This window comes from Pseudomonas sp. LBUM1674, assembly GCF_059695635.1.
Map to the genome: position 1 here is coordinate 1,014,076 of NZ_CP166779.1, position 25,844 is coordinate 1,039,919.

General features: G+C 61.2%; 20 protein-coding genes and 1 pseudogene. 10 read left to right on the forward strand and 11 right to left on the reverse strand.

Features of this window, described 5'->3' with window-relative positions:
* Positions 1 to 158: 158 nt before the first annotated feature.
* From ACA067_RS04670 to ACA067_RS04685, 4 genes and pseudogenes are all read right to left on the reverse strand, one after another.
* Positions 159 to 545, reverse strand: coding sequence for a DNA polymerase III subunit chi (locus ACA067_RS04670; protein WP_497455420.1), 387 nt, complete (start codon positions 543 to 545; stop codon positions 159 to 161).
* Positions 546 to 553: 8 nt separating this feature from the next.
* Positions 554 to 982: a DNA polymerase III subunit chi gene (locus tag ACA067_RS04675; protein ID WP_497460793.1), complete on the reverse strand. Its 429-nt coding sequence runs from the start codon at positions 980 to 982 to the stop codon at positions 554 to 556.
* Between the two features lie 60 nt (positions 983 to 1,042).
* Positions 1,043 to 2,533, reverse strand: coding sequence for a leucyl aminopeptidase (locus ACA067_RS04680; RefSeq protein ID WP_497460794.1), 1,491 nt, complete (start codon positions 2,531 to 2,533; stop codon positions 1,043 to 1,045).
* A gap of 135 nt (positions 2,534 to 2,668) precedes the next feature.
* Positions 2,669 to 2,749, reverse strand: a pseudogene (locus tag ACA067_RS04685) (outer membrane lipoprotein carrier protein LolA); the annotation flags it as partial.
* A gap of 164 nt (positions 2,750 to 2,913) precedes the next feature.
* Between ACA067_RS04685 and lptF the strand changes: the two are divergent.
* The 8 genes from lptF to pdxJ all read left to right on the forward strand — a co-directional run bounded on the left by lptF (position 2,914) and on the right by pdxJ (position 11,329).
* Positions 2,914 to 4,032 carry an LPS export ABC transporter permease LptF gene (gene lptF / locus ACA067_RS04690; RefSeq protein ID WP_497460795.1) on the forward strand — a complete coding sequence of 373 codons (1,119 nt, stop codon included), beginning with the start codon at positions 2,914 to 2,916 and terminating at the stop codon, positions 4,030 to 4,032.
* A complete protein-coding gene (gene lptG, locus ACA067_RS04695) occupies positions 4,025 to 5,086 on the forward strand; it encodes an LPS export ABC transporter permease LptG (RefSeq protein ID WP_497460796.1) in 1,062 nt (353 codons plus the stop codon). Before lptF ends, lptG begins: the two co-directional genes overlap by 8 nt.
* Positions 5,087 to 5,257: 171 nt before the next feature.
* Positions 5,258 to 7,057: a translation elongation factor 4 gene (gene lepA / locus ACA067_RS04700; RefSeq protein WP_162441056.1), complete on the forward strand. Its 1,800-nt coding sequence runs from the start codon at positions 5,258 to 5,260 to the stop codon at positions 7,055 to 7,057.
* Positions 7,058 to 7,062: 5 nt separating this feature from the next.
* Positions 7,063 to 7,917, forward strand: a complete 855-nt coding sequence (gene lepB / locus ACA067_RS04705) for a signal peptidase I (protein WP_497460797.1) — start codon at positions 7,063 to 7,065, stop codon at positions 7,915 to 7,917.
* A 184-nt stretch (positions 7,918 to 8,101) separates the two neighbouring features.
* A complete protein-coding gene (rnc, locus tag ACA067_RS04710) occupies positions 8,102 to 8,791 on the forward strand; it encodes a ribonuclease III (protein ID WP_033053426.1) in 690 nt (229 codons plus the stop codon).
* Complete coding sequence (era, locus tag ACA067_RS04715) at positions 8,784 to 9,686, forward strand: GTPase Era (protein WP_150746885.1); 903 nt, start codon at positions 8,784 to 8,786, stop codon at positions 9,684 to 9,686. The genes rnc and era overlap by 8 nt, the downstream gene beginning before the upstream one ends.
* Positions 9,687 to 9,852: 166 nt before the next feature.
* Complete coding sequence (gene recO / locus ACA067_RS04720; protein WP_497460798.1) at positions 9,853 to 10,536, forward strand: DNA repair protein RecO; 684 nt, start codon at positions 9,853 to 9,855, stop codon at positions 10,534 to 10,536.
* A 49-nt stretch (positions 10,537 to 10,585) separates the two neighbouring features.
* Complete coding sequence (gene pdxJ, locus ACA067_RS04725; RefSeq protein ID WP_497460799.1) at positions 10,586 to 11,329, forward strand: pyridoxine 5'-phosphate synthase; 744 nt, start codon at positions 10,586 to 10,588, stop codon at positions 11,327 to 11,329.
* A gap of 125 nt (positions 11,330 to 11,454) precedes the next feature.
* Here pdxJ and mltF read toward each other — a convergent pair whose 3' ends face one another.
* Positions 11,455 to 12,915, reverse strand: a complete 1,461-nt coding sequence (gene mltF, locus ACA067_RS04730) for a membrane-bound lytic murein transglycosylase MltF (RefSeq protein ID WP_497460800.1) — start codon at positions 12,913 to 12,915, stop codon at positions 11,455 to 11,457.
* A gap of 286 nt (positions 12,916 to 13,201) precedes the next feature.
* Between mltF and purL the strand changes: the two genes are divergently transcribed.
* Positions 13,202 to 17,098 (forward strand): phosphoribosylformylglycinamidine synthase, encoded by a 3,897-nt coding sequence (gene purL, locus ACA067_RS04735; RefSeq protein WP_497460801.1) that lies wholly within the window; start codon positions 13,202 to 13,204, stop codon positions 17,096 to 17,098.
* A 5-nt stretch (positions 17,099 to 17,103) separates the two neighbouring features.
* Positions 17,104 to 17,415, forward strand: coding sequence for an NGG1p interacting factor NIF3 (locus ACA067_RS04740; RefSeq protein ID WP_497460802.1), 312 nt, complete (start codon positions 17,104 to 17,106; stop codon positions 17,413 to 17,415).
* Positions 17,416 to 17,599: 184 nt separating this feature from the next.
* Here the strand turns inward: ACA067_RS04740 and nagE are convergent, their stop codons facing one another.
* From nagE to ACA067_RS04770, 6 genes are all read right to left on the reverse strand, one after another.
* Positions 17,600 to 19,315, reverse strand: a complete 1,716-nt coding sequence (gene nagE / locus ACA067_RS04745) for an N-acetylglucosamine-specific PTS transporter subunit IIBC (RefSeq protein ID WP_497460803.1) — start codon at positions 19,313 to 19,315, stop codon at positions 17,600 to 17,602.
* A 29-nt stretch (positions 19,316 to 19,344) separates the two neighbouring features.
* The gene (ptsP, locus tag ACA067_RS04750) at positions 19,345 to 21,861 is read right to left on the reverse strand and encodes a phosphoenolpyruvate--protein phosphotransferase (RefSeq protein ID WP_497460804.1); all 2,517 of its coding nucleotides are present in this window, start codon (positions 21,859 to 21,861) and stop codon (positions 19,345 to 19,347) included.
* A 99-nt stretch (positions 21,862 to 21,960) separates the two neighbouring features.
* Entirely contained in the window at positions 21,961 to 22,983 is a 1,023-nt protein-coding gene (locus ACA067_RS04755) for an SIS domain-containing protein (protein ID WP_497460805.1), read from the reverse strand.
* Complete coding sequence (gene nagA, locus ACA067_RS04760; protein WP_497460806.1) at positions 22,964 to 24,070, reverse strand: N-acetylglucosamine-6-phosphate deacetylase; 1,107 nt, start codon at positions 24,068 to 24,070, stop codon at positions 22,964 to 22,966. The genes ACA067_RS04755 and nagA overlap by 20 nt, the downstream gene beginning before the upstream one ends.
* Before the next feature lie 66 nt (positions 24,071 to 24,136).
* A complete protein-coding gene (locus tag ACA067_RS04765; protein ID WP_497460807.1) occupies positions 24,137 to 24,868 on the reverse strand; it encodes a GntR family transcriptional regulator in 732 nt (243 codons plus the stop codon).
* 441 nt (positions 24,869 to 25,309) lie between these two features.
* Positions 25,310 to 25,813 carry a L,D-transpeptidase family protein gene (locus ACA067_RS04770; protein WP_497460808.1) on the reverse strand — a complete coding sequence of 168 codons (504 nt, stop codon included), beginning with the start codon at positions 25,811 to 25,813 and terminating at the stop codon, positions 25,310 to 25,312.
* Positions 25,814 to 25,844: the final 31 nt, after the last annotated feature.

A 25,844-nucleotide genomic window follows, 5' to 3' on the forward strand; every position in this document is an offset into this window, starting at 1 on the left:
ATAACGGCGCAGATCAAATGTGGAGGCTATTTGTGGGGCGGGGCACTTAACCTGTAGGAGCTGCCGCAGGCTGCGATCTTTTGGCGTCTTCAAGAACGCTGAAGATCAAAGTCAAAAGATCGCAGCCTGCGGCAGCTCCTACATTGGAATGGCGGAGGTTATTCGTATTGACTGAGTAGCCGTTCCATCCGCGCAGCGAGGCGGCGTTTGATTTCGGTTTCGATGTGCGGGGCGAAGTCGTCGATCACGTCTTGCATGATCAGCATGGCGGCGGCGCGCAGTTCGCCATCCAGGTGCAACAAGGCATCGGGACCTTTGCTCGTGGTGTCCGGAGCCGGTTCGGCGGCAGGGGTGGGCGGTGTCGGTTCGACGGTAGGCTGGGAAGCGCTGACCGTATCGAACAACATCGGAATCTGTTCCTGGTCATCGTCCTCGACCGTATCGGTCAGCAGGGGCGGTTGCAGGTTGTCGTCGCCGAGCAGTTGCCGGATCGACTCGAGGTCGTCCAGCAGGTGCGCGGACTGTTGCTGTTTTGGAGTGTCCATCGGAATGCTCAGAGTCGCTGTAGACGGTGATCTTGCAGAGGATAGCCCTGTTCGCGGTAGAAGCGGAAACTCTCCCGCGCGGCCTGACGAATCGTCGGATCTTCCACCACCACTTCCGCCACGCGGGCGAATTGCCCGGCGAAGGTCGGGACTTTCAAGTCGAGGTTGACCAGCAGATCCTGGTGCAGACCGCAGTCATCGCCAAGGCCCAGCACGATCACTCCCTCGGGCTCGCTTTCGGCGGGGCCGTGAGGCACGAAGCTTTCGCCCTTGAAGGCCCACAGGCGCGCATCGAGATCGGCCCGCTGGGCGGCATCGCTGCAATGCAGGTAGATGCGGTGGCCCATGCGCCAGGCTTTCTCGGTGAGCTTGCAGGCGAAATCCAGCTGCGCCGACGGATCGGCGCTGGGCAGGATGTAGAAGTCGACTTTGGTCATTGCGGTTCCTGAGCCCCGGGCGGCGTCTCCCGAAAGTGACACCGCCCGGAGTCATCGGTTTCAGACTTTGGCGCGGTCCAGCAGGTATTGGGTCAGCAGTGGAACCGGACGGCCAGTGGCGCCCTTGTCCTTGCCGCCGCTGGTCCACGCCGTGCCGGCGATGTCCAGGTGCGCCCAGTTCAGGTTCTTGGTGAAGCGCGACAGGAAGCAGGCCGCGGTGATGGCGCCGGCTTTCGGACCGCCAATGTTGGCGATGTCGGCGAACGGGCTGTCCAGCTGTTCCTGGTACTCATCGAACAACGGCAGTTGCCAGGCGCGGTCGTCGGCGGATTGGCCGGCGCTCAACAATTGGCCGATCAGTTCGTCGTTGTTGCCCAGCAGGCCCGAGGTATGGGAGCCCAGTGCGACGACGCAAGCGCCGGTCAGGGTGGCGATGTCGATGACCGCTTGCGGCTTGAAGCGCTCGGAGTAGGTCAGGGCATCGCACAGCACCAGACGGCCTTCGGCGTCGGTGTTGAGGATTTCCACGGTCTGGCCGCTCAGGGTGGTGACGATATCGCCAGGGCGCGCAGCGTTGCCGCTCGGCATGTTCTCGGCGCAGGCCAGGATGCACACCAGGTTGATCGGCAGTTTCAGTTCGAGCACGGCTCGCAGAGTGCCGAAGACGCTGGCGGCGCCGCCCATGTCGTACTTCATTTCATCCATGCCGGCGCCTGGTTTCAGGCTGATGCCGCCGGTGTCGAAGGTGATGCCTTTGCCGACCAGTGCGTACGGCTTCTCGGATTTCTTGCCGCCGTTGTACTGCATGACGATCAGGCGCGGTGGCTGGGCACTGCCCTGGCCGACGGCATAAAACGAGCCCATGCCCAGGTCCTTGATCTTCTTCTCATCGAGGACTTCGACTTTCAGGCTCTTGAACTCCTTACCCAGGCTCTTCGCCTGTTCACCGAGGAAAGTCGGGTGGCAGATGTTTGGCGGCAGGTTGCCCAGGTTGCGGGTAAACGCCATGCCATTGGCGATGGCGGTGGCATGGGCCACGGCACGCTCGACTTCGGCCTGGGCTGCCTTGATGGTCACCAGGGTGACTTTCTTCAGGGTGCGGGGCTCGGCTTTCTGGCTCTTGAACTGATCGAAGGTGTATTCGCCGTCCACCAGGGTTTCGGCCAGCAGGCGGGTCTTGCCATAGCTGTCGCGGCCTTTGACCACGACTTCGTCCAGGGCCAGCACGGCATCGTTGCCGCCCAGACCTTTAAGGGTGTTGAGGACGCCGGCGATGATTTTGCGGAACGGTCGGTCGCCCAGCTCTTCGTCCTGGCCAACACCCACCAGCAACACACGCTCGGCCTTGAGGTTCGGCACGCTATGCAGCAACAGGCTCTGACCGACTTTGCCGGCCAGGTCGCCACGCTTGAGCACCGCGCTGATGGCGCCACCGCTCAGTTCGTCGAGTTGGCGGGCGGTGGCGCCGAGCTTGCTGCCTTCGCCGACGGCGACCACCAGCGTGGCGGTCTTCAACGTTTCTGGGCTAACGCTTTTTACAACCAGTTCCATGTCCGGGTCCCTGAATGAATGGTCAACAACGCAAGCGTATGAACTTGCTTATAAATAGAAAGACGCAAGACACGGCCTGCGACAAAGGCCGCAGTTTGAACCTCGCTGCCTGCGCCTGACAACCCTTGGACTTACGATTGTAGGAGCGAGCCTGCTCGCGAAAAACCTGAGACCGCCACGGGGTGCCAGGCTACCCGCGTTATCGTTGACGACCATCGCGCGCGAGCTGGCTCCTACACACCTCCCCGCACCATTGCGCAGTGACAGGCGCACCCAATCACAGGATAATGCGCCAACTTTTTCGGCGGCTCTGCCCTGCGGGCCGTCTGATACGTTTGCTTGTTTGGCCGCCTTAGCCTGACAACCCTGGAGTGTCTGGTTTGATTGTCTTTCGTTATCTGTCTCGAGAAGTCCTGTTGACCTTGAGCGCCGTCAGTGCGGTGCTGCTGGTCATCATCATGAGTGGACGCTTCATCAAATATCTCGCCCAGGCGGCTGCCGGTCTTCTGGATCCAGGCTCGCTGTTTCTGATCATGGGTTTTCGTCTGCCGGGTTTTTTGCAGTTGATTCTGCCGTTGGGCCTGTTTCTCGGGATTTTGCTGGCCTACGGTCGTTTGTACCTTGAAAGCGAAATGACCGTACTGTCGGCCACCGGCATGAGCCAGCAACGCCTGTTGGCAATGACGTTGTTTCCGGCCACCCTGGTTGCATTGGTGGTGGCGTGGCTCAGCCTGAGCCTGGCGCCGCAAGGGGCCAATCAGTTCCAGCTGCTGCTGAACAAACAGGACGCCCTGACCGAGTTCGACACCCTTGAGCCGGGTCGCTTCCAGGCCCTGCGTGACGGGACGCGGGTGACCTACACCGAAACGCTGTCGGGTGACCGCATCAACCTCGGTGGCGTCTTCATTTCGCAAAAGAACATCTCGTCCGACAAGAAGGATCGCGGGATTTCCGTGCTGGTGGCCGAGAATGGCCGTCAGGAAATCCGCCCCGATGGCAATCGCTACCTGATTCTGGAAAACGGCTATCGCTATGACGGTAATCCGGGTCAGGCCGACTACCGGGCGATCAAGTACGACGAGTACGGTGTGTTGCTGCCCAAGCCGGACGTCAGCGATGAAGTCACCGACCGTGACGCGATGACCACCGGTTCCCTGCTGGGCAGCGACGACATCCGTTCCCGCACCGAATTGCAATGGCGTCTGTCATTACCGTTGCTGGTGTTCATCGTGACCCTGATGGCGGTGCCGCTGTCGCGAGTCAACCCGCGCCAGGGCCGCTTCCTCAAGCTGTTGCCGGCGATTCTTCTTTATATGGCTTACCTGACGATCCTGATTGCCGCCCGCGGCGCCCTCGAGAAGGGCAAGATCCCGCCGGCACTGGGGTTATGGTGGGTGCATGCGATCTTCCTGGTCATCGGCCTGGGCCTGCTCTATTGGGAGCCACTGCGCTTGAAAATGGCGAGTCGCCGCAGCGCGCTGGAGGTGGCCCGTGGTTAAGCTCGATCGCTACATCGGTAGCAGCGTGTTCATGGCGATCCTGGCCGTATTGGGGATCATTCTCGGTCTGGCGACGCTGTTTGCCTTTATCGACGAAATGGGGGACGTCAGCGATACCTACACCCTGGTCGATGTGTTGAGTTATGTCCTGCTGACCGCGCCACGCCGTCTCTATGACATGTTGCCGATGGCGGCGCTGATCGGTTGCCTGATCGGCCTTGGCAGTCTGGCCAGTCACAGCGAGCTGACCATCATGCGCGCGGCCGGTGTGTCGGTCGGGCGGATCGTCTGGGCGGTCATGAAGCCGATGCTGGTGCTGATGGTCGTGGGACTGCTGATTGGCGAGTACGTCGCCCCGGCGACGGAAATCACTGCCCAGGCCAATCGCTCCCTGGCGCAGGGCAGTGGCGATGCGCAAAGCGCCAAGCACGGTCTGTGGCACCGCCAGGGTGATGAGTTCATCCACGTCAACTCGGTGCAGCCCAACGGCCTGCTGTATGGCGTGACCCGCTATCGCTTCGATGATCAACGCCACATGCTGTCTTCGAGCTTCGCCAAGCGCGCGGAATTCGATAAGGATCACTGGCAGTTGAGCGACGTCACGACCACGGTATTCCATGAAAAAAGCACGGAAGTGGTGACGACCCCGGTCGAGCGCTGGAGCGTGGCGCTGAGCCCGCAATTGCTCAGTACTGTGGTGATGTCCCCCGATTCGCTGTCGATCACCGGCCTGTGGGGTTACATCCACTACCTGGCTGACCAGGGCCTGAGCAATGGTCGTTATTGGCTGGCATTTTGGGTCAAGGTGTTGCAACCGCTGGTCACCGCGGCCCTGGTGCTGATGGCGATTTCCTTCATCTTCGGTCCGTTGCGTTCGGTGACCCTCGGCCAGCGGGTGTTCACGGGTGTGCTGGTGGGCTTTACCTTCCGCATTGTCCAGGATTTGCTGGGGCCTTCGAGCCTGGTGTTCGGTTTTCCGCCACTCCTTGCGGTGCTGTTACCGGCCAGTATCTGCGCCCTGGCCGGGCTCTGGTTGCTGCGCCGGGCCGGTTGATTCCGGGTATTTTCCGCTCCAGTCGATGACAAAAAACGCCCCTGTCGCAAGACCGGGGCGTTTTTGTAGGCGCCGTCTGACCTGCAAACGTGACGCTTGCGCCGTGGATCAGGTACAATTCCCGGCTATTTTTCGGCGGGCTATGCCTGCAGCCTTTTTGAGTGTTGATCCGTGAGTGATTTGAGTCATATCCGCAATTTCTCCATCATCGCCCACATTGACCATGGCAAGTCGACGCTGGCCGATCGCTTCATCCAGATGTGCGGCGGCCTTGCCGAGCGCGAAATGGAAGCCCAGGTGCTGGACTCCATGGACCTGGAACGTGAACGCGGGATCACCATCAAGGCCCACAGCGTCACCCTGTATTACACCGCTCGCGATGGCATCAAGTATCAGCTGAACTTCATTGATACCCCGGGCCACGTTGACTTCACCTACGAAGTCAGCCGCTCGCTGGCGGCCTGTGAAGGTGCGTTGCTGGTGGTCGATGCCGGCCAGGGCGTTGAAGCGCAGTCGGTTGCCAACTGCTACACGGCGATCGAGCAGGGCCTGGAAGTCATGCCCGTCCTGAACAAGATCGACCTGCCACAGGCCGATCCGGACCGCGTCAAAGAAGAAATCGAAAAAATCATCGGCATCGATGCCACCGATGCGGTCGAGTGCAGTGCCAAGACCGGCCTGGGCGTCGACGAAGTGCTCGAACGCCTGGTTCACACCATTCCTGCGCCGACCGGCAACTACGAAGATCCGCTGCAAGCGTTGATCATCGACTCCTGGTTCGACAATTACCTGGGCGTTGTTTCCCTGGTTCGCGTGCGCCACGGCCGTGTGAAGAAGGGCGACAAGATCCTGGTCAAGTCCACCGGCAAGATCCACCTGGTGGACAGCGTCGGTGTCTTCAACCCGAAACACACCGCCACCGTTGACCTGAAGGCCGGCGAAGTGGGCTTCATCATTGCCGGCATCAAGGACATTCACGGTGCACCGGTCGGTGACACCCTGACCTTGAGCTCCACGCCGGACGTCGACGTGCTGCCAGGCTTCAAACGCATTCAGCCGCAGGTCTACGCCGGCCTGTTTCCGGTCAGCTCCGACGACTTCGAAGATTTCCGTGAAGCCCTGCAAAAGCTCACGCTCAACGACTCGTCCCTGCAGTACACCCCGGAAAGCTCCGACGCCCTGGGCTTCGGTTTCCGTTGCGGGTTCCTCGGCATGCTGCACATGGAAATCATCCAGGAGCGCCTCGAGCGCGAGTACGACCTGGACCTGATCACCACGGCGCCGACGGTCATTTTCGAGCTGCTGCTGAAAACCGGTGAGACGATTTACGTCGACAACCCGTCCAAGCTTCCGGACCTGTCCTCGATTGAAGACATGCGTGAGCCGATCGTGCGGGCCAACATTCTTGTGCCGCAAGAGCACCTGGGCAACGTCATTACCCTGTGCATCGAAAAGCGTGGCGTACAACACGACATGCTGTTCCTCGGTACCCAGGTCCAGGTGACCTACGATTTGCCGATGAACGAAGTGGTGCTGGACTTCTTCGACCGTCTGAAATCCACCAGCCGCGGCTATGCTTCGCTGGACTACCATTTCGATCGTTATCAATCGGCTAATCTGGTGAAACTGGATGTGCTGATCAACGGTGACAAGGTCGACGCGCTGGCGCTGATCGTGCACAAGGATAACGCGCACTACAAAGGTCGCCAGTTGACCGAGAAGATGAAAGAACTGATTCCACGGCAGATGTTCGACGTCGCGATCCAGGCCGCCATCGGCGGGCAGATCATCGCGCGGACCTCGGTCAAGGCACTCAGAAAGAACGTATTGGCCAAATGCTACGGTGGTGACGTTAGCCGTAAGCGCAAGCTGTTGGAAAAGCAGAAGGCCGGTAAAAAACGCATGAAGCAAGTCGGCAACGTGGAAATCCCACAGGAAGCCTTCCTTGCAGTGCTCAGGTTGGATAGTTAGGTCCTATGTCACTAAATTTCCCGCTGTTGCTGGTCATCGCCGTGTTCGTCTGCGGCCTGTTGGCGTTGCTCGATCTGGTTTTCCTGGCGCCGCGTCGGCGTGCGGCCATTACCTCCTATCAGGGCAGCGTCAGCCAGCCTGACGGGTTGGTGGTCGAGAAACTGAACAAAGAGCCGCTGCTGGTCGAATACGGCAAGTCGTTCTTCCCGGTGTTGTTCATCGTGCTGGTGCTGCGTTCGTTCCTGGTGGAACCGTTCCAGATTCCTTCCGGTTCGATGAAACCGACCCTGGACGTCGGCGACTTCATTCTGGTGAACAAGTTTTCTTACGGGATCCGCTTGCCGGTGATCGACAAGAAAGTCATCGAAGTCGGTGAACCGCAACGCGGCGATGTGATGGTTTTCCGCTACCCGAGCGATCCGAACGTCAACTACATCAAGCGTGTGGTGGGCCTGCCGGGTGACCAGATTCGCTATACCGCCGACAAGCGTCTGTTCGTCAACGGTGAGTCGATCGCCGAGCAACTGGTCGGCTCCGAGCCGGGCACGCTGGGCAGTGCCGAGCTCTACAAGGAAAAACTCGGTATCGCCGAGCACCTGATCCGCAAGGAGATGAGCCGCTACCGCGCCGCTCCGGACCATTCGTGGACCGTGCCCGCCGGGCACTACTTCATGATGGGCGACAACCGCGACAACTCGAACGACAGTCGCTTCTGGGATGATCCGAGCATCCCCAAGGATCTGCTGGGCATGGTTCCCGACAAGAATATCGTCGGCAAGGCCTTCGCAGTCTGGATGAGCTGGCCAGAACCCAAACTCAGTCACCTGCCGAATTTCTCGCGGGTTGGCCTGATCAAGTAATCACACACGGCGCTGTTGAACACAGCGCCGAATGCATTTCTGGAACCGGCACAATAGGCCCCAGTTGCATGAAAACAATGATATTCAGGATGTAATTTTTGAACACAGCGTTAATTGTCCCAAGCCTGCGCCGCACCCCGGCGATGGCAGTGGAATCCAGCCACGAACTCAGCGTGGGTAAACCGTGAGCGTCTCCTTAAGCCGTCTCGAGCGTCAGCTCGGTTACACCTTCAAGGACCAGGAACTGATGGTCCTGGCCCTGACTCACCGCAGCTTTGCCGGGCGCAACAACGAACGCCTGGAGTTCCTCGGTGATGCCATCCTCAACTTCGTCGCCGGCGAGGCACTGTTCGATCGCTTCCCGCTGGCCCGCGAAGGCCAGCTGTCGCGTTTGCGTGCCCGCCTGGTAAAAGGTGAGACCCTGGCCGTGCTGGCCCGCGGTTTCGATCTGGGCGAGTACCTGCGCCTGGGTTCCGGCGAGTTGAAAAGCGGCGGTTTCCGTCGCGAGTCGATTCTGGCCGATGCCCTGGAAGCACTGATTGGCGCGATCTACCTGGACGCCGGCATGGACATGGCGCGCGAGCGCGTGCTGGCCTGGCTGGCCGGGGAGTTCGAAGGCCTGACGCTGGTCGATACCAACAAAGATCCGAAAACCCGCCTGCAGGAATTCCTGCAGTCCCGGGGTTGTGAGCTGCCACGTTACGAAGTGGTGGATATCCAGGGTGAGCCGCATTGCCGGACGTTCTTCGTCGAATGTGAAATCACCTTACTGAATGAAAAAAGCCGAGGTCAGGGTGTGAGTCGTCGTATTGCCGAACAGGTAGCGGCCGCCGCAGCACTGATTGCCCTGGGCGTGGAGAATGGCCATGACTGATTCAACTGCAACTCGCTGTGGCTATGTCGCCATCGTCGGCCGTCCGAACGTGGGCAAGTCCACGCTGCTGAACCATATCCTCGGTCAGAAGCTGGCGATCACCTCGCGCAAGCCGCAGACCACCCGTCACAACATGCTGGGCATCAAGACCGAAGGCGCCGTGCAGGCGATCTACGTCGACACCCCCGGCATGCACAAAGGCGGCGAGAAAGCTCTGAACCGCTACATGAACAAGACCGCTTCGGCGGCGTTGAAAGACGTCGACGTGGTGATCTTCGTGGTTGACCGCACCAAGTGGACCGACGAAGACCAGATGGTCCTCGAGCGCGTCCAGTACGTCACCGGCCCGCTGATCGTCGCGTTGAACAAGACCGACCGCATCGAAGACAAATCCGAGCTGATGCCGCACCTGACCTGGTTGCAGGAACAGCTGCCGAACGCGCAGATCATGCCGATCTCGGCCCAGCACGGGCACAACCTCGACACGCTGGAGCGGGTGATCGCCGAGCACCTGCCGGAAAACGATCACTTCTTCCCGGAAGACCAGATCACCGACCGCAGCAGCCGCTTCCTCGCCGCTGAGCTGGTGCGCGAGAAGATCATGCGCCAGCTGGGCGCCGAGCTGCCGTACCAGATCACCGTGGAAATCGAAGAGTTCAAGCAGCAGGGCAAAACCCTGCATATCCATGCCTTGATCCTCGTCGAGCGCGACGGCCAGAAGAAGATCATCATTGGCGACAAGGGCGAGCGCATCAAACGCATCGGCACCGAGGCACGCAAGGACATGGAGCTGTTGTTCGACTCCAAGATCATGCTCAACCTCTGGGTCAAAGTGAAAGGCGGCTGGTCCGACGACGAGCGCGCCCTGCGTTCGCTGGGTTACGGCGACCTGTAACACCGGTTCCTGATACACCGAAGAACCCCTGTGGGAGCGAGCTTGCTCGCGATAGCGGTCTGCCAGTCAACATCGATTTTGAATGTCATGCCCTCATCGCGAGCAAGCTCGCTCCCACATTGGGTTTGGGTTGTTTGTAAAACTGCGTTCCGTCATTGAGAACTCCATGTCCCAACCCCTCGGCCAACCCGCCTTCGTGCTCCACAGTCGCGCCTACCGCGAAAACAGCGCGCTGGTGGATTTCCTCACGCCGCAAGGGCGGCTGCGGGCGGTGTTGCGCAGTGCGCGAGGCAAGGCGGGGACGCTGGCGCGACCGTTCGTGCCTCTGGAAGTCGAATTCCGTGGTCGTGGCGAGCTGAAGAACGTCGGGCGCATGGAAAGTGCCGGCGTTTCCACCTGGCTCAATGGCGAGGCGCTGTTCAGTGGCCTCTATCTCAATGAGCTGCTAATCCGTCTTCTGCCCGCCGAGGATCCCCATCCTGCCGTCTTCGATCACTACGCTGCCACCTTGCTTGCCCTGGCCGAAGGCCGTCCACTGGAGCCGTTGTTGCGTTCTTTCGAATGGCGACTGCTCGACGATCTCGGTTATGGCTTCGCGCTGACGACCGACATCCACGGCGAGCCCATCGCGCCGGACGGTCTCTATCGCTTGCAAGTGGATGCGGGTTTGGAGCAGGTCTATCTGCTGCAACCCGGGCTGTTCAACGGTACCGAGTTGCTGGCCATGGCCGAAGCCGACTGGAGCGCGCCCGGCGCACTGTCTGCCGCCAAGCGCTTGATGCGTCAAGCACTGGCCGTTCATCTGGGCGGTCGTCCCTTGGTCAGTCGCGAGCTGTTTCGCAAGCCCTGATCACCCCGTATGCTGTGCACCGAACTTTCCCTTCTTCAGGAGCGCTTCCGTGACCACCAGCAATCGCATTCTTCTTGGCGTGAACATCGACCACGTTGCCACCCTGCGTCAGGCCCGGGGCACTCGTTACCCGGATCCGGTCAAGGCAGCACTCGACGCCGAAGAGGCGGGCGCTGACGGCATCACCGTGCACCTGCGTGAAGACCGCCGGCACATCCAGGAGCGCGACGTGCTGCTGCTCAAGGACGTGCTGCAAACCCGCATGAACTTCGAAATGGGCGTCACCGAAGAAATGATGGCGTTCGCCGAGCGCATCCGCCCGGCGCACATTTGCCTGGTCCCGGAAACCCGCCAGGAGTTGACCACCGAAGGTGGCCTCGACGTAGCGGGGCAGGAAGCGCGGATCAAGGCGGCGGTGGATCGTCTGGCGAAAATCGGCTGTGAAGTGTCGCTGTTCATCGATGCGGACGAGCGGCAGATCGAAGCGTCCCGTCGCGTGGGTGCGCCAGCCATCGAACTGCACACCGGTCGTTACGCGGATGCCGAGACGCCGACGCAAGTGGCTGAAGAATTGAAGCGCGTGGCCGATGGCGTGGCGTTTGGTCTGGCCCAGGGCCTGATCGTCAACGCCGGCCACGGGTTGCACTATCACAACGTTGAAGCGGTGGCCGCGATCAAGGGCATCAACGAGCTGAACATCGGCCATGCGCTGGTGGCACATGCGTTGTTTGTCGGGTTCAAGTCGGCAGTGTCTGAAATGAAAGCCCTGATCCTGGCCGCCGCAAAAGCCTAAAGCCAAACAGAAAACCCTGTGGGAGCGAGCTTGCTCGCGATGAGGCCACGACATTCAGCAGAGATGTTGACTGTTGGTCCGCCATCGCGAGCAAGCTCGCTCCCACATTTGGTTGGTGGCGGCTGTTAAAGCGGCGGGGTTTCCTGATTCGGCTTGGTCTTGTCGACCCCCGGTACATGCAGGCTGCCCTCGGCGACCTGGTCGCCTTCAAGCTGCGGCTGTGTGACCCAGGTCAGGATGTCGTAGTAACGACGGATGTTTGCCACAAAGTGCACCGGCTCGCCACCCCGGGCGTAGCCGTAGCGGGTTTTGCTGTACCACTTCTTCTCGGACAGCCGCGGCAGGATCTTCTTCACGTCCAGCCACTTGTCCGGGTTAAGCCCTTCCTTGGCCGCCAGTTTGCGCGCGTCATCCAGGTGACCGCTGCCAACGTTGTAGGCCGCCAGGGCAAACCATGTGCGATCCGGTTCCTGGATCGAATTGTCCAGCTGTTCCTTCATGTAGGCCAGGTACTTGGCGCCGCCCATGATGCTCTGTTTGGGGTCGAGGCGATTGGACACGCCCATGGCCTGTGCGGTGTTCTGGGTCAGCATCATCAGCCCGCGCACACCGGTCTTGGAGGTGACGGCCGCTTGCCACAGGGATTCCTGATAACCGACCGCGGCCAGCAGGCGCCAATCGACTTTCTCTTCCTTGGCGTACGCCTTGAAGTGCTTCTCGTACTTGGGTAGCCGTTGCTGCAAATGCTGGGCGAAGGTGTAGGCGCCCACGTAGCCGAGCACATCGACGTGCCCATAATAGCGGTCCTTGAGACGTTGCAAGGTGCCGTTCTTCTTCACCTTGTCGAGGTAGCTGTTGATCTCGTTCAGCAGGCTGTTGTCGTCACCAGCCGCTACGGCCCAGCTCTGATTGCTGGCATTGCCGAGATCGAAGGCCACTCGCACGTTGGGGAAATAGACCTGGTTCATCGCGACTTCGTTGGAATCGACCAGGGTCAGGTCGATCTGATCTTCGTCCACCATGCGCAGCAGGTCGACAACTTCAACGGCGTCGGACTCTTCGTATTCGATGCGGGGGTATTTCTTTTTCAGTTCCGCCAGCTGCTCGGCGTGGGTGCTGCCCTTGAGCACCATGATCTTCTTGCCCACCAGATCCTTCGCATCGGTTGGCCGTGATTGGCCGTTGCGATAGATGATCTGAGGGGTGACTTCCAGATAGGAGTGGGAAAACCGCACTTGCTTCTTGCGCTGCTCGCTGGCGACCAGGCCGGCGGCAGCCAGCACCGGGCCGTTGGGCTTGCCCACCTGGTTGAACAGGTCGTCGAGGTTGTCGGCGGTTTCGATCTTGAGCTCGACCCCCAGATCGTCGGCGAAGCGCTTCACCAGCTCGTATTCGAAGCCGGTTTCACCGTTGCGATCCTGAAAGTAGGTGGCAGGGCTGTTTCGGGTAACCACCCGCAGCACGCCATCCTCCTTTACGCGCTCCAGTGTGTTGGGTTTATCAACACAGCCACTGAGCATCAGGAAGAGTCCGGTTGCGATCAGCCATTTGGCGTATCGCGGACGCAAAGCCGTTGGGGAAAACATTTGCGCAGTATACGCAAAGGACCACGAGCGCCATATCTCGACAGCGAAGGGCTTGTCTGTTAGAGGGTGAAAAACTCGCCAGGAGCCCGCAGGAATGGGCTCGCACGGCATTTTATGACACAAAAAATAACCCCTGACGCGCCTTCCGGAGAGCCTGGGTTACTGCACTGCGCAGGCGCTCCGACGTCCGGGCACAGCCGTGCGTACCGTTTCGAGTGATGTCGCGGCCTGTTTAGGCTAGAATGCACGGCCTCAAAGCACACCCCTTCCCGAGGCTGTCCCGAAGATGTTGATCCTGCGCGGCGCTCCTGCCCTTTCTGCCTTTCGCCACAGCAAACTCCTTGAGCAACTGAGCCAGAAGGTCCCGGCTGTCAGCGGCTTGTATGCTGAATTCGCTCACTTCGCCGAAGTTACCGGCGTCCTGACCGGCGACGAACAGCAGGTGCTCGCGCGCCTTCTGAAGTACGGCCCAAGTGTTCCGGTACAAGAGCCGACCGGTCGTCTGTTCCTGGTGTTGCCGCGTTTCGGCACCATCTCGCCGTGGTCCAGTAAAGCCAGCGACATCGCTCGCAACTGCGGCCTGAGCAAAATCCAGCGCCTGGAGCGCGGCATTGCGTTCTACGTCGCCGGCCAGTTCAGCGACGCTGAAGCCCAGCTGATTTCCGATGCGCTGCACGACCGCATGACTCAGATCGTCCTCGGCAACCTTGAACAAGCCGCCGGCCTGTTCAGCCACGCCGAGCCGAAGCCGTTGACCGCGATCGACGTGCTGGGTGGCGGCCGCGCCGCGCTGGAAAAAGCCAACACCGAACTGGGCCTGGCCCTGGCCGAAGACGAGATCGACTACCTGGTCAACGCCTTCGTCGGCTTGAAGCGCAACCCGCACGACATCGAACTGATGATGTTCGCCCAGGCGAACTCCGAGCACTGCCGTCACAAGATCTTCAACGCCAGTTGGGATATCGACGGTCAGAGCCAGGAAAAAAGCCTGTTCGGCATGATCAAGAACACCTACGTGATGCACAGCGAAGGCGTGCTGTCGGCTTACAAGGACAACGCTTCGGTGATCGTCGGCAACGTCGCCGGTCGTTTCTTCCCGGACCCTGAAACCCGCCAGTACGGTGCGGTACAGGAACCGGTGCACATCCTGATGAAAGTCGAAACTCACAACCACCCGACTGCGATTGCCCCGTTCCCGGGCGCATCCACCGGTAGCGGTGGCGAGATCCGCGACGAAGGCGCAACCGGTCGCGGTGCCAAGCCAAAGGCTGGCCTGACCGGTTTCACCGTGTCCAACCTGCAAATCCCGGGCTTCGAACAGCCATGGGAAGTGCCGTACGGCAAGCCTGAGCGCATCGTCACTGCGCTGGACATCATGATCGAAGGCCCTCTGGGTGGCGCTGCGTTCAACAACGAATTCGGCCGTCCAGCCCTGACCGGTTACTTCCGTACCTTCGAACAATCGATCACCACCCCCCGTGGCGACGAAGTTCGCGGTTACCACAAGCCGATCATGCTGGCCGGCGGTATGGGTAACATCCGTGCCGAACACGTGCAGAAAGGCGAGATCACCGTTGGCTCCAAGCTGATCGTGCTCGGCGGCCCGGCGATGTTGATCGGCCTGGGTGGCGGCGCAGCTTCCTCCATGGCCACCGGCACCAGCTCGGCTGACCTGGACTTCGCTTCCGTACAGCGCGAAAACCCTGAGATGGAACGCCGCTGCCAGGAAGTCATCGACCGTTGCTGGCAGTTGGGTGATAAGAACCCGATCAGCTTCATCCACGACGTCGGCGCGGGCGGTCTGTCCAACGCCTTCCCGGAACTGGTCAACGACGGCAACCGTGGCGGTCGCTTCGAATTGCGCAACATTCCAAACGACGAGCCGGGCATGGCCCCGCACGAAATCTGGAGTAATGAATCCCAGGAACGTTACGTTCTGGCGGTCGGCCCGGCTGACTTCGAACGCTTCCAGGCGATCTGCGAACGTGAGCGTTGCCCGTTTGCCGTGGTCGGCGAAGCCACTGCCGAACCGCAACTGACGGTCACCGACAGTCACTTCGGCAACAGCCCGGTGGACATGCCGCTGGAAGTGCTGCTGGGCAAAGCCCCGCGCATGCACCGTTCGGCCGTTCGCGAAAACGAACTGGGCGACGATTTCGATCCATCGACCCTAAACATCGGCGACTGCGTCGAACGCGTTCTGCATCACCCGGCCGTGGCCAGCAAAAGCTTCCTGATCACCATCGGCGACCGCACCATCACCGGCCTCGTGGCCCGTGATCAGATGGTCGGCCCGTGGCAGGTCCCGGTAGCCGACGTTGCCGTCACCGCCACCAGCTTCGACGTTTACACCGGTGAAGCCATGGCCATGGGCGAGCGTACTCCGCTGGCTCTCCTGGACGCTCCGGCGTCGGGCCGTATGGCCATCGGCGAAACCCTGACCAACATCGCGGCTTCGCGTATCAACAAGATCTCCGACATCAAACTGTCGGCGAACTGGATGTCCGCTGCCGGTCACCCGGGTGAAGACGCGCGTCTGTACGACACCGTGAAAGCAGTCGGCATGGAACTGTGCCCGGACCTGGGCATTACCATTCCGGTGGGCAAGGACTCGATGTCCATGGCCACGCGCTGGAACGACGAGGGCGTCGACAAGACCGTGACCTCGCCGATGTCCCTGATCGTGACCGGGTTCGCGCCCGTGGCTGACATCCGTCAGACCCTGACGCCGGAACTGCGCATGGACAAGGGCACCACCGACCTGATCCTGATCGATCTGGGCCGGGGCCAGAACCGCATGGGGGCCTCGATTTTGGCCCAGGTTCACGGCAAGCTCGGCTCGCAAGCGCCGGACGTCGATGATGCCGAAGACCTCAAAGCCTTCTTCGCCGTGATCCAGGGCCTCAACGCCGACGGTCACCTGCTGGCTTACCACGACCGTTCCGACGGTGGTCTGCTGACCAGCGTGGTGGAAATGGCGTTCGCCGGCCACTGCGGTCTGAGCCTGAACCTCGACGGCCTGGCAGAAACGTCCGCCGACATCGCCGCGATCCTGTTCAACGAAGAACTGGGTGCCGTGATCCAGGTTCGCCAGGACGCTACGCCGGATATCCTCGCGCAGTTCAGTGCTGCCGGTTTGGGTGACTGCGTGTCGGTGGTCGGTCAACCGATGAACAACGGCCAGATCAACATCACCTTCAACGGCGAAACCGTGTTCGAAGGTCAGCGTCGTCTGCTGCAACGTCAGTGGGCTGAAACCAGCTACCAGATCCAGCGTCTGCGTGATAACGCCGACTGCGCCGAACAAGAGTTCGACGTGCTGCTGGAAGAAGACAACCCGGGCCTGAGCGTCAAGCTCAGCTACGACGTCAACCAGGACGTCGCCGCGCCTTACATCAAGAAAGGCATCCGCCCACAGGTTGCCGTGCTGCGTGAGCAGGGCGTCAACGGTCAGGTGGAAATGGCGGCCGCGTTCGACCGCGCCGGTTTCAACGCGATCGACGTGCACATGAGCGACATTCTGGCCGGCCGTGTCGACCTGAACGAGTTCAAAGGTCTGGTCGCTTGCGGCGGTTTCTCCTACGGCGACGTACTGGGCGCCGGCGAAGGCTGGGCCAAGTCGGCGCTGTTCAACAGCCGCGCTCGCGATGCGTTCCAGGGCTTCTTCGAACGTAACGACAGCTTCACCCTCGGCGTGTGCAACGGTTGCCAGATGATGTCCAACCTGCACGAGCTGATCCCGGGCAGCGAGTTCTGGCCGCACTTTGTGCGTAACCGTTCCGAGCAGTTCGAAGCGCGCGTGGCGATGGTTCAGGTCCAGGAGTCGAATTCGATCTTCCTGCAGGGCATGGCCGGTTCGCGCATGCCGATCGCCATCGCTCACGGTGAAGGTCATGCCGAGTTCGCCAGCGAAGAAGCACTGCTGGAAGCCGATCTGTCGGGTTGCGTGGCAATGCGTTTCGTCGACAACCACGGCAAGGTCACCGAAAGCTACCCGGCCAACCCGAACGGCTCGCCGCGCGGGATCACCGGGCTGACCAGCCGCGACGGTCGCGTGACGATCATGATGCCGCACCCGGAACGTGTGTTCCGCGCCGTGCAGAACTCGTGGCGTTCGGAAGACTGGAACGAAGATGCACCGTGGATGCGCATGTTCCGTAATGCCCGCGTGTGGGTGAACTAAGCGCAGTGTACAAGCTCAGCTTTTTCGTTCCCGACAGTCATGTCGAAGTGGTCAAGAGCGCCGTATTCGCCGCCGGTGGCGGACGGATCGGGGCTTATGACCACTGCGCCTGGCAAGTGTTGGGCCTGGGCCAGTTTCGCCCTCTGGATGGCAGTCAGCCGTTTATTGGTGAAGCAGGGCAGGTCAAGCAGGTCGAGGAATGGAAGGTTGAACTGGTGGTGGCGGATGAGTTGATCGTGGCCGTGGTGGCCGCGCTGAAACTCAGCCATCCCTATGAGACGCCGGCTTACGAGGTGTGGCGGTTGGAGGATTTCTGATCTTCCGGATCGCTGAAATGAGAAACCCGCTGATGAAGATCAGCGGGTTTTTTATGGCCTGAAAATTAGCAGAGATGCTGAAGGCCTTATCGCGAGCAAGCTCGCTCCCACATTGGACCTGTGTACACCGAACCATTGTGGGAGCGAGCTTGCTCGCGATGACGGACTGCCAGGCGCCGAAGATCTAAACCTTGGCACTCACCTCACTGCGATTGACCAACGCCTCCAGCGCGTCACTCAAACTCGCTGCCTTGTCGCCAATCAACAGGTGCCAGACACCCCCATCCAACTGACTGACACCCTGACAACCCAACGCCTTCAAATCACACTCTGACAACGTTTTACCGTCCGCCAGCTGCAGGCGAATGCGGGTCATTGCAATGCAGTCCATTTGCAGCACATTGTTGCTACCGCCCAGGGCATTCAGCCATTGCTGCGCTTCCGTTGTCGCAACGGCGGCAGGTTTCGGCGCATCGACAACAGCAGCAGGTGTGGAGACCAACGCTCGGCCCAACGCCGGCATCGCCAGGCGAATCTCATCGGCAATGCTGTCCGCCATCGGCCCGACGACCACTTGCAAGCTCCCGCCCTTGCCCGGACGCACCACCGCCATCGCACCCAGCGCTTTGAGCTCGGCATCCGAAGCCTTGTTGCGATCCACCATGTCCAGGCGCAGCCGTGTGGTACACGCACCCACGGTGATCAGATTCTGCGCACCACCCAGAGCCTTGATGTATGCCTCGGCCCGGTCATTCTCGGCGATCACCACTTTATCGCCCGTGGGAACATCTTCACGCCCCGGCGTCTTCAGCTTGAACCGACGAATACAGAAATCAAACACCCCGTAATAGATCACGGCATACGCCAGCCCAACCGGAACCACCAGCCAGCCGTTGGTGGATTTGCCCCAGCCGAGAATCATGTCGATGAAACCACCGGAAAAGGTGAACCCTAGATGGATGTTCAGCAGATTGGTGATGGCCATCGACAGGCCGGTCAACAGCGCATGCAGCAGAAACAGCAGCGGCGCGAGGAACATGAAGGCGAATTCGATCGGCTCGGTCACGCCGGTCAGAAACGAAGTCAGCGCCATCGACAGGAAGATCCCGCCCATGATTTTGCGCCGTTCCGGCAGGGCGTTGCGGTACATCGCCAGGCACGCGGCGGGCAGGCCGAAGATCATCATCGGGAACATGCCGGTCATGAATTGGCCGCCTTTCGGATCGCCCGCGAAGTAGCGCGACAGGTCGCCGGTGACGAGGGCACCTGTGGTCGGGTCGGTGAAGTTGCCGAAGACGAACCACGCCATGTTATTGAGGATGTGGTGCAGCCCGGTGACGATCAGCAGGCGGTTGAACACGCCGAAGACGAACGCGCCGAAGCTGCCGCTCTCCATCATCAGCGCACCGAAGCCATTGATGCCGTGCTGGATCGGCGGCCAGATCAGGCCGAACACCACGCCCAGGCCGACGGCGGCGAACCCGGTAACGATCGGCACGAAGCGCCGGCCACCGAAGAACGCCAGGTATTCCGGCAACTTGATGTCTTTGAAGCGGTTGTACAGCGCGCCGGCCATCAAGCCGCTGACGATCCCGGCGAGCATGCCCATGTTGATGCTCGCGTCTAGCACCTTGAGGGTGGAGATCATTACCAGGTAGCCAATGACACCGGCGAGGCCTGCGGTGCCGTTGTTGTCCTTGGCGAACCCGACCGCGATGCCGATGGCGAAGATCATTGCCAGGTTGGCGAATATGACTTGGCCGGCGTCATGGATGATCGCGATGTCCAGCAGGTCGGTGTCGCCCAGACGCAGCAACAGGCCGGCAATCGGCAGGATCGCAATCGGCAGCATCAGCGCGCGGCCGAGGCGCTGCAGGCCTTCGATAAAGTATTGGTACATGGCGGATCTCCCTGGGTTCTTTTTGTTGTTCAGCTCAGAGGCCATTGCTGGTGGCTGGCGTGACGCACCGCGCTGGCGCTGCTCAGCTTGAGCAAGTCCTGGCTGATGCGTCGGCATTGGGTGGCGTCGAGGTGACGGACGCGATCCTTGATTTCACCGATCTGCACCGGACTTACCGACAACTCCCTGACGCCCAGGCCGATCAGTACCGGGGTGGCCAGGGGGTCAGAGGCGAGTGCCCCGCAGACCCCGACCCAACGGTCATGCACCGCCGCACCGGTACAGGTCTGGGCGATCAGCCGTAGCAGCGCCGGGTGCAGTGCATCGACCCGCGAAGCGAGGCCGGCGTGATCACGGTCCATGGCCAGGGTGTACTGGGACAAGTCGTTGGTGCCGATGGACAGGAAGTCCGCATGCTCTGCAAGCTGTTCGGCCAGCAACGCGGCGGCCGGGACTTCGATCATCACCCCCAGTTCCGGGCGCTGAGTGAGCTCAAGCTCAGTGCACAGAGCGTCGAGGCGCTGGCGGATGTGGAGCAGCTCATCGACTTCGGTGACCATCGGCAACAGGATCCGGCAACGGGACAGCGGGCAGACATGCAGCAGAGCTCGCAGTTGCTGATCCAGCAGTTCCGGCCGAACTTGAGCCATGCGAATGCCGCGCAAACCGAGCACCGGATTCGCTTCGGCGGGGAGGGGCAGATAGTCCAGTTGCTTGTCGCCACCGACGTCGATGGTGCGGATGATCACTGACTTGTCGCCCATGGCATCCAGCACGGCTTGATAGGCGTGGCGCTGTTCCTCTTCGTCCGGCGCGGTGTGGCGGTCCACAAACAGAAATTCGGTGCGCAGCAGGCCTACGCCGTCGGCGCCATTGGCCAGCGCGTCAGCCGCTTCAGTGCTGGAGGCGACGTTGGCGGCGACTTCGATCTGCACGCCGTCGAGGGTCAGCGCCGGGGTGTGCGCCTGGGCCTGTTGCTCGGCGCGACGTTGTTGATGATCGAGTTGCGCCTGACGGACCTCGGCCAAGCGTTCACTGTCGGGCATCAATTCGAGACGCCCGCCATCGGCATCCAGCACCACCGATTGGCCTTGTTGCTGATCCAGCAGTGTCGCGCCCAGTGCCACCAGGCATGGCAAGCCTTTGCCCCGAGCGAGAATCGCAACATGGGAAGTCGCGCCACCTTCGGCCATGCACAAGCCGGCGACACCTTGCTGGCTCAGCTGCAGCAGGTCGGACGGGGTCAGTTCACAGGCTGCAACGATGGCCCCGGCGGGCACGTCGTAATGCCAGGTTTCACCGAGCAGGGCGCGCAACACCCGCTGCTTGAGATCGCGCAGGTCGTTGGCGCGTTCGGCCAGCAGTGGGCTGCCGAGTTGCTGCAGCACTTCGCACTGCGCGTCGATCGATCGACTCCAGGCATGGGTCGCGGCCATGCCCTGGTCGATGGAGTGGTTGGCCGCGTCGAGCAACACCGGATCTTCGAGCAAGGCGAGGTGGGCGGCGAAGATCGCTTCTTCGTCGGTGTTCTTGTGCTTTTTGGCCTGGGCCAGGGTGCTGTCGATTTCGCTGCGAACCTGGGTCAGCGCGACGTCGAGGACTTGCAGTTGTTGCTCGGGATCATGGTTGCCGGCGTCCACCGGCAGACTGATCGCGTTCAGGCGAAACAACGGCCCGCCGACCAGGCCGGGTGCGGCGCAGACACCGTGCAGCACGCCCGCTTCTGCCGCACGTTTACGCTGGGCAATGGGTGTTGGCGCCATGGCATGGCTGTCTTCAGCCAGCGCTGTGGACAATGCGGCCAACAACGCTTGCACGGCCGCTTCGGCGTCCGGGCCCTGACAACTGACCTGAACCTCGTCCTGCTCGCCGACGGCCAGCCCCATCAACCCGATCAAGCTGTCGCAGGTCGCCGATTTTCCGCCAAAATGCAGCCGGGATTTACTCTTGAAGCCTTGCGCCGTCTGCCGAATCAGCGCCGCCGGCCGGGCATGTAATCCGCCACGATGGGCGATGCGGATGTGGCCGTGGACTTCTTCCCCCGACACGTCCTCTTGAGCCTGTGCACCCGATGGACAGCGGCGAATGATGTGCAGCAGCGGTTCACCCACCTTGACCGACTTCAAGGTGATCGGCCGCGCCTGAAAGTCCTGGCTGTTGGTCAGGATCATCAGGCTGACCAGGCTTTTGCACTGCTGCGCGACCTGGTCCAGGTCGTAGCGCAACAGCGGTTGGCCGTTGACGACTCGCGAACCTTCCTTGACCAGCATGAAGAAGCCTTCGCCCTGTAACTCCACTGTGTCGAGGCCCAGGTGGAGCAACAGTTCTGCGCCATTGTCGGCGCGCAGGGTCACGGCATGGCCGGTACGGGCCACATGCACCACCACGCCGGCGCAGGGCGCATGAAGGGTGTCGTTCAACGGATCGATGGCAATCCCGTCGCCCATGGCGCCGCTGGCGAACACCGCGTCCGGGACTTTGGCGAGCGTGAGCACCGGGCCGCTGAGCGGGGCGCTGAGGGTCAGCTCTTTATTGTTGTTGTGCATGGCTCGGTCTCATCAATAAAAACTACGGTTCGGATCATCGACTCGCCCCTTTCGGACCAACTCGCTCCCTTGTAGGGGGGGATTCGCTTGCCATTCGAATTAGTGGGTGCGGGTGACTTTGCTCAGGTGCCGCGGCTGGTCCGGGTCCATGCCTCGGGCGAGCGCCAGACCGGCGGCCATGACATAGAAGCTCTGGATTGCCAGTATCGGGTCGAGGGCTGGATGTTCGGCGCGGGTCAGGGTGAGGTCGCGTTCGGTGACATCCTCCGGGGCCGCCAGCAAGACCCGGGCGCCGCGCTGGCGCATGTCGGCAGCGAAACTCAATAACCCGGCCTGCTCGGCACCGCGTGGGGCGAATACCAGTAGCGGATAGTGCTCATCGATCAAGGCCATCGGGCCGTGACGGACTTCGGCGCTGCTGAAGGCTTCGGCCTGGATCGCCGAGGTTTCCTTGAATTTCAGTGCCGCTTCCTGGGCGATGGCGAAACCGGCGCCACGGCCGATCACCATCAGGCGCTGGCAATCGCGCAAGGCTTCGATAGCCAGGCTCCAGTCCTGTTGTGCCGCATCGCGCAGGCCTTCCGGCAGGGCCAGGCCGGCTTTCAGCAGTTCCACGTCTTGTTTCCAGTGCGCGACCAGTCGGGCGCTGGCGCTGAGGGTGGCAATGAAGCTCTTGGTCGCGGCGACGCTGCTTTCGGTACCGGCGCACAGTGGCAGGTTGAATTCGCAGGCCGCTTCCAGTGGCGAACTCTCGGCGTTGACCATCGAAATGCTCAGGGCACCGCGCTTGCGCAGCAGGCGCAGGCTGTTCACCAGATCCGGACTTTGCCCGGACTGCGAGAAAGCAAAGGCTACCTGGCCGCTGACCTTCAACGGTGCCTGCTGCATGGTCACCACCGACATCGGCAATGACGCTACCGGAATGCCCAGTTGCTGCATGGTCAGGTAGGCGAAGTAGCTGGCGGCGTGGTCGGAACTGCCGCGGGCGACCGTCATCGCCACTTGCGGTGGCTGACGACGCAGGCGTCCGGCGATCTCGATCATCTGCGGGTCGAGTTGCTGCAATTGGGCTTGCACGGCCTTGAACGAGGACAGCGCCTCTTCAAGCATTTTTGAAGTCAATGTCTTCTCCTTCGACCATGACGGCGGTCAGTGTGAGTGAGCGATCGAGCCGCACGCAGTCGGCCCAGCTGCCAGGTGCCAGGCGGCCGCGCTCTTGAAGGCCGAGGTAGTCGGCGGGAAATTGCGAAAGACGTTGCGAGGCTTCGGCGATCGGCAGGCCGATCTTCACCAGGTTGCGCAGGGCCTGATCCATGGTCAGGGTGCTGCCGGCCAGGGTCCCGTCAGGCAGACGCACACCGCCCAGGCATTTGGTGACGGTGTGGCTGCCGAGCTTGTATTCACCGTCGGGCATGCCGGCGGCGGCGGTGGAATCGGTGACGCAATACAGGCACGGGATCGAACGCAGGGCCACGCGGATGGCGCCGGGGTGAACGTGCAGCAAGTCGGGAATCAGCTCGGCATATTTCGCATGAGCCAGCGCCGCACCGACGATGCCCGGCTCGCGGTGATGCAGCGGGCTCATGGCGTTGTACAGGTGGGTGAAACTGGTCGCGCCGGCTTCCAGCGCGGCCACGCCTTCCTCGTAACTGCCGAGGGTGTGGCCGATTTGCATGCGCACACCGCGACTGCTGAGGGTGCGGATCAAGGCGTCGTGACCGGCAATTTCCGGGGCGATGGTGATGACGCGGATCGGTGCCAGCGCCAGGTATTCTTCGACTTCGGCCATCAACGCAGTGTGGGCAAAATTCGGTTGGGCACCGAGTTTACCGGGGTTGATGTACGGACCTTCCAGGTGCACGCCGAGGACTCGGGCGCTGCCTTTGGGCCGCTGCTCGCAAAACTCGCCGACTTCCTTGAGTACACGGGAAATCTCTTCACTCGGTGCCGTCATGGTGGTGGCCAGCAGCGACGTGGTGCCGAAACGCACATGGGTCTTGGTGATGGTCTCGAAGGCGGTTGCACCTTCCATGATGTCTTTGCCGCCGCCGCCGTGAACGTGCAGGTCGATGAAGCCCGGCAGCAGGTAAGGCAAGTCATTGTCCGCCGGATCGCAGGGCTGGCCTTCGATGGACACGACCTTGCCGTGTTGATGAATCAGCCGGCCGCGAACCCAGCCGTGGGCGGTGAGGATGTTGTCTTCGGACATGATCGGTTCCCGGTTGCTTGTCTTGCGGCGAAGCTCTTTGTCGACGGAGCTCTTTTGCGGAGCTCTTTATCTGCGAAGCTCTGCGACAAAATCGTAGTAGTCGTTGCGGCAGTAGGTGTCGGTGACTTCGATCGGCGTGTTGTCTTCCAGGTAGCCGACCCGGGTCATCAGCAGCATCGCGGTGCCGGGGGCGATACCCACCAGCGCGGCAAATTCGTCCGAGGCGTTGATCGCCTGGATGTGCTGCAAGGCGCGGACCACCGGTTTGCCGATGCCGTCGAGGTATTCGTAGAGGGAATCGCCCACCGCTTGCGGCTTGGGAATGACCGTGGCGGGCAGGGTGCTCATTTCGATCGCCATCACCGTGTCATCGGCTTTGCGCAGGCGTTTGAGCCGCGCGACCTTATCGTTGGGCGAGAGTCCCAGACGGATCAGTTCTTCGTGGGTCGGCGGCGTGATTTCCCGCTCCAGCCATTGCGAGCCGGGGACAAAGCCCTTGAGCCGCAACATCTCGCTGAAGCCTGAAAGGCGCGACAGCGGCTGCTCCAGACGCGGGGTGATGAACGTGCCGGAACCTTGGTTGCGCCGGATCAGCCCTTGTTCGAACAGCACCTCCAGCGCCTTGCGTGCCGTGACGCGGGAAATGCCCAGCGTTTCGCTGAGATTGCGCTCCGACGGCATGGCCTGTTCGGCTTTCCACTGGCCGGCATGGATCGCCGCTTCCAGATTGCGCGCCAGTTGCAGGTACAACGGCGTGGGCTGGGTATCGTCAGGGCGTAGGGCCTGGAGATCATTCATGTAGGTTTGGTCCGATGCGGATGTAGGATTGTTGTCGCCCGGTAATGCAGCGAAAACTAATACCACTTGAATACCATGTCAATGAGACCACTTTGCTTAAGGCGCAGGAAAACCTGGCTTGTCGAGAGTGATCATCAGGCGCTGGCTTTAAGTGGTATTAGTGATGGGGGTTTTACAAGCAAAGATCGCAGCGTGCGGCAGCTCCTACGGGTGCGAGTGGTATCAAGCCGGTAGGAGCTGCCGCAGGTTGCGATCTTTTGATTTTATTTTTCGAAGGCGACCGAAGGTAGCCCTATCGATCGTTCCCACGCTCTGCGTGGGAATGCCTCAACGGACGCTCTGCGTTCGGCTCCGGATGGGACGCGGAGCGTCCCGGGCTGCATTCCCACGCAGAGCGTGGGAACGATCAGACAGAGCGGGGGAACGATCATCGAAGGGGAGTTACGGACGAATCTCGATCATCGTGCCATCCGGCACCAGTCCCCAGACCTCGCGCATGTCCATGTTGCGCATGGCGATGCAACCGTCGGTCCAGTCCAGGGTGTGGAACAGATCTTCGGGATTGTCCTCTGTGTCCGGGGTGCCGTGGATCATGATCATGCCGCCGGGCTCGACGCCTTCGCGCCGGGCGCGGGCGGAGTCGCTGATGTTCGGGTAGGAAATGTGCATCGACAGGTTGAAACGGTCGCTGGTCTTGCGCCAGTCCAGCCAGTAAAAGCCTTCAGGCGTGCGTTTGTCGCCTTCCATGAGTTTCGGGCCGACAGGTCTTTTTCCCAATGAAATGCGATAGGTCCTGAGCGGCTTGCCGTCGTTGATCAATTGCAGTTGATGGGCAGACTTGAGCACCAGGACTTTTTCGATGACTTTGCCATCCAGGGTTTCCGCCGTGGAGGCCTGGGAAATAGCGACGAACGACATGCAAAACACGGCAAGCAACCAGCGCATTGAAACGATATCCCTGAATGGTGTCGCGACT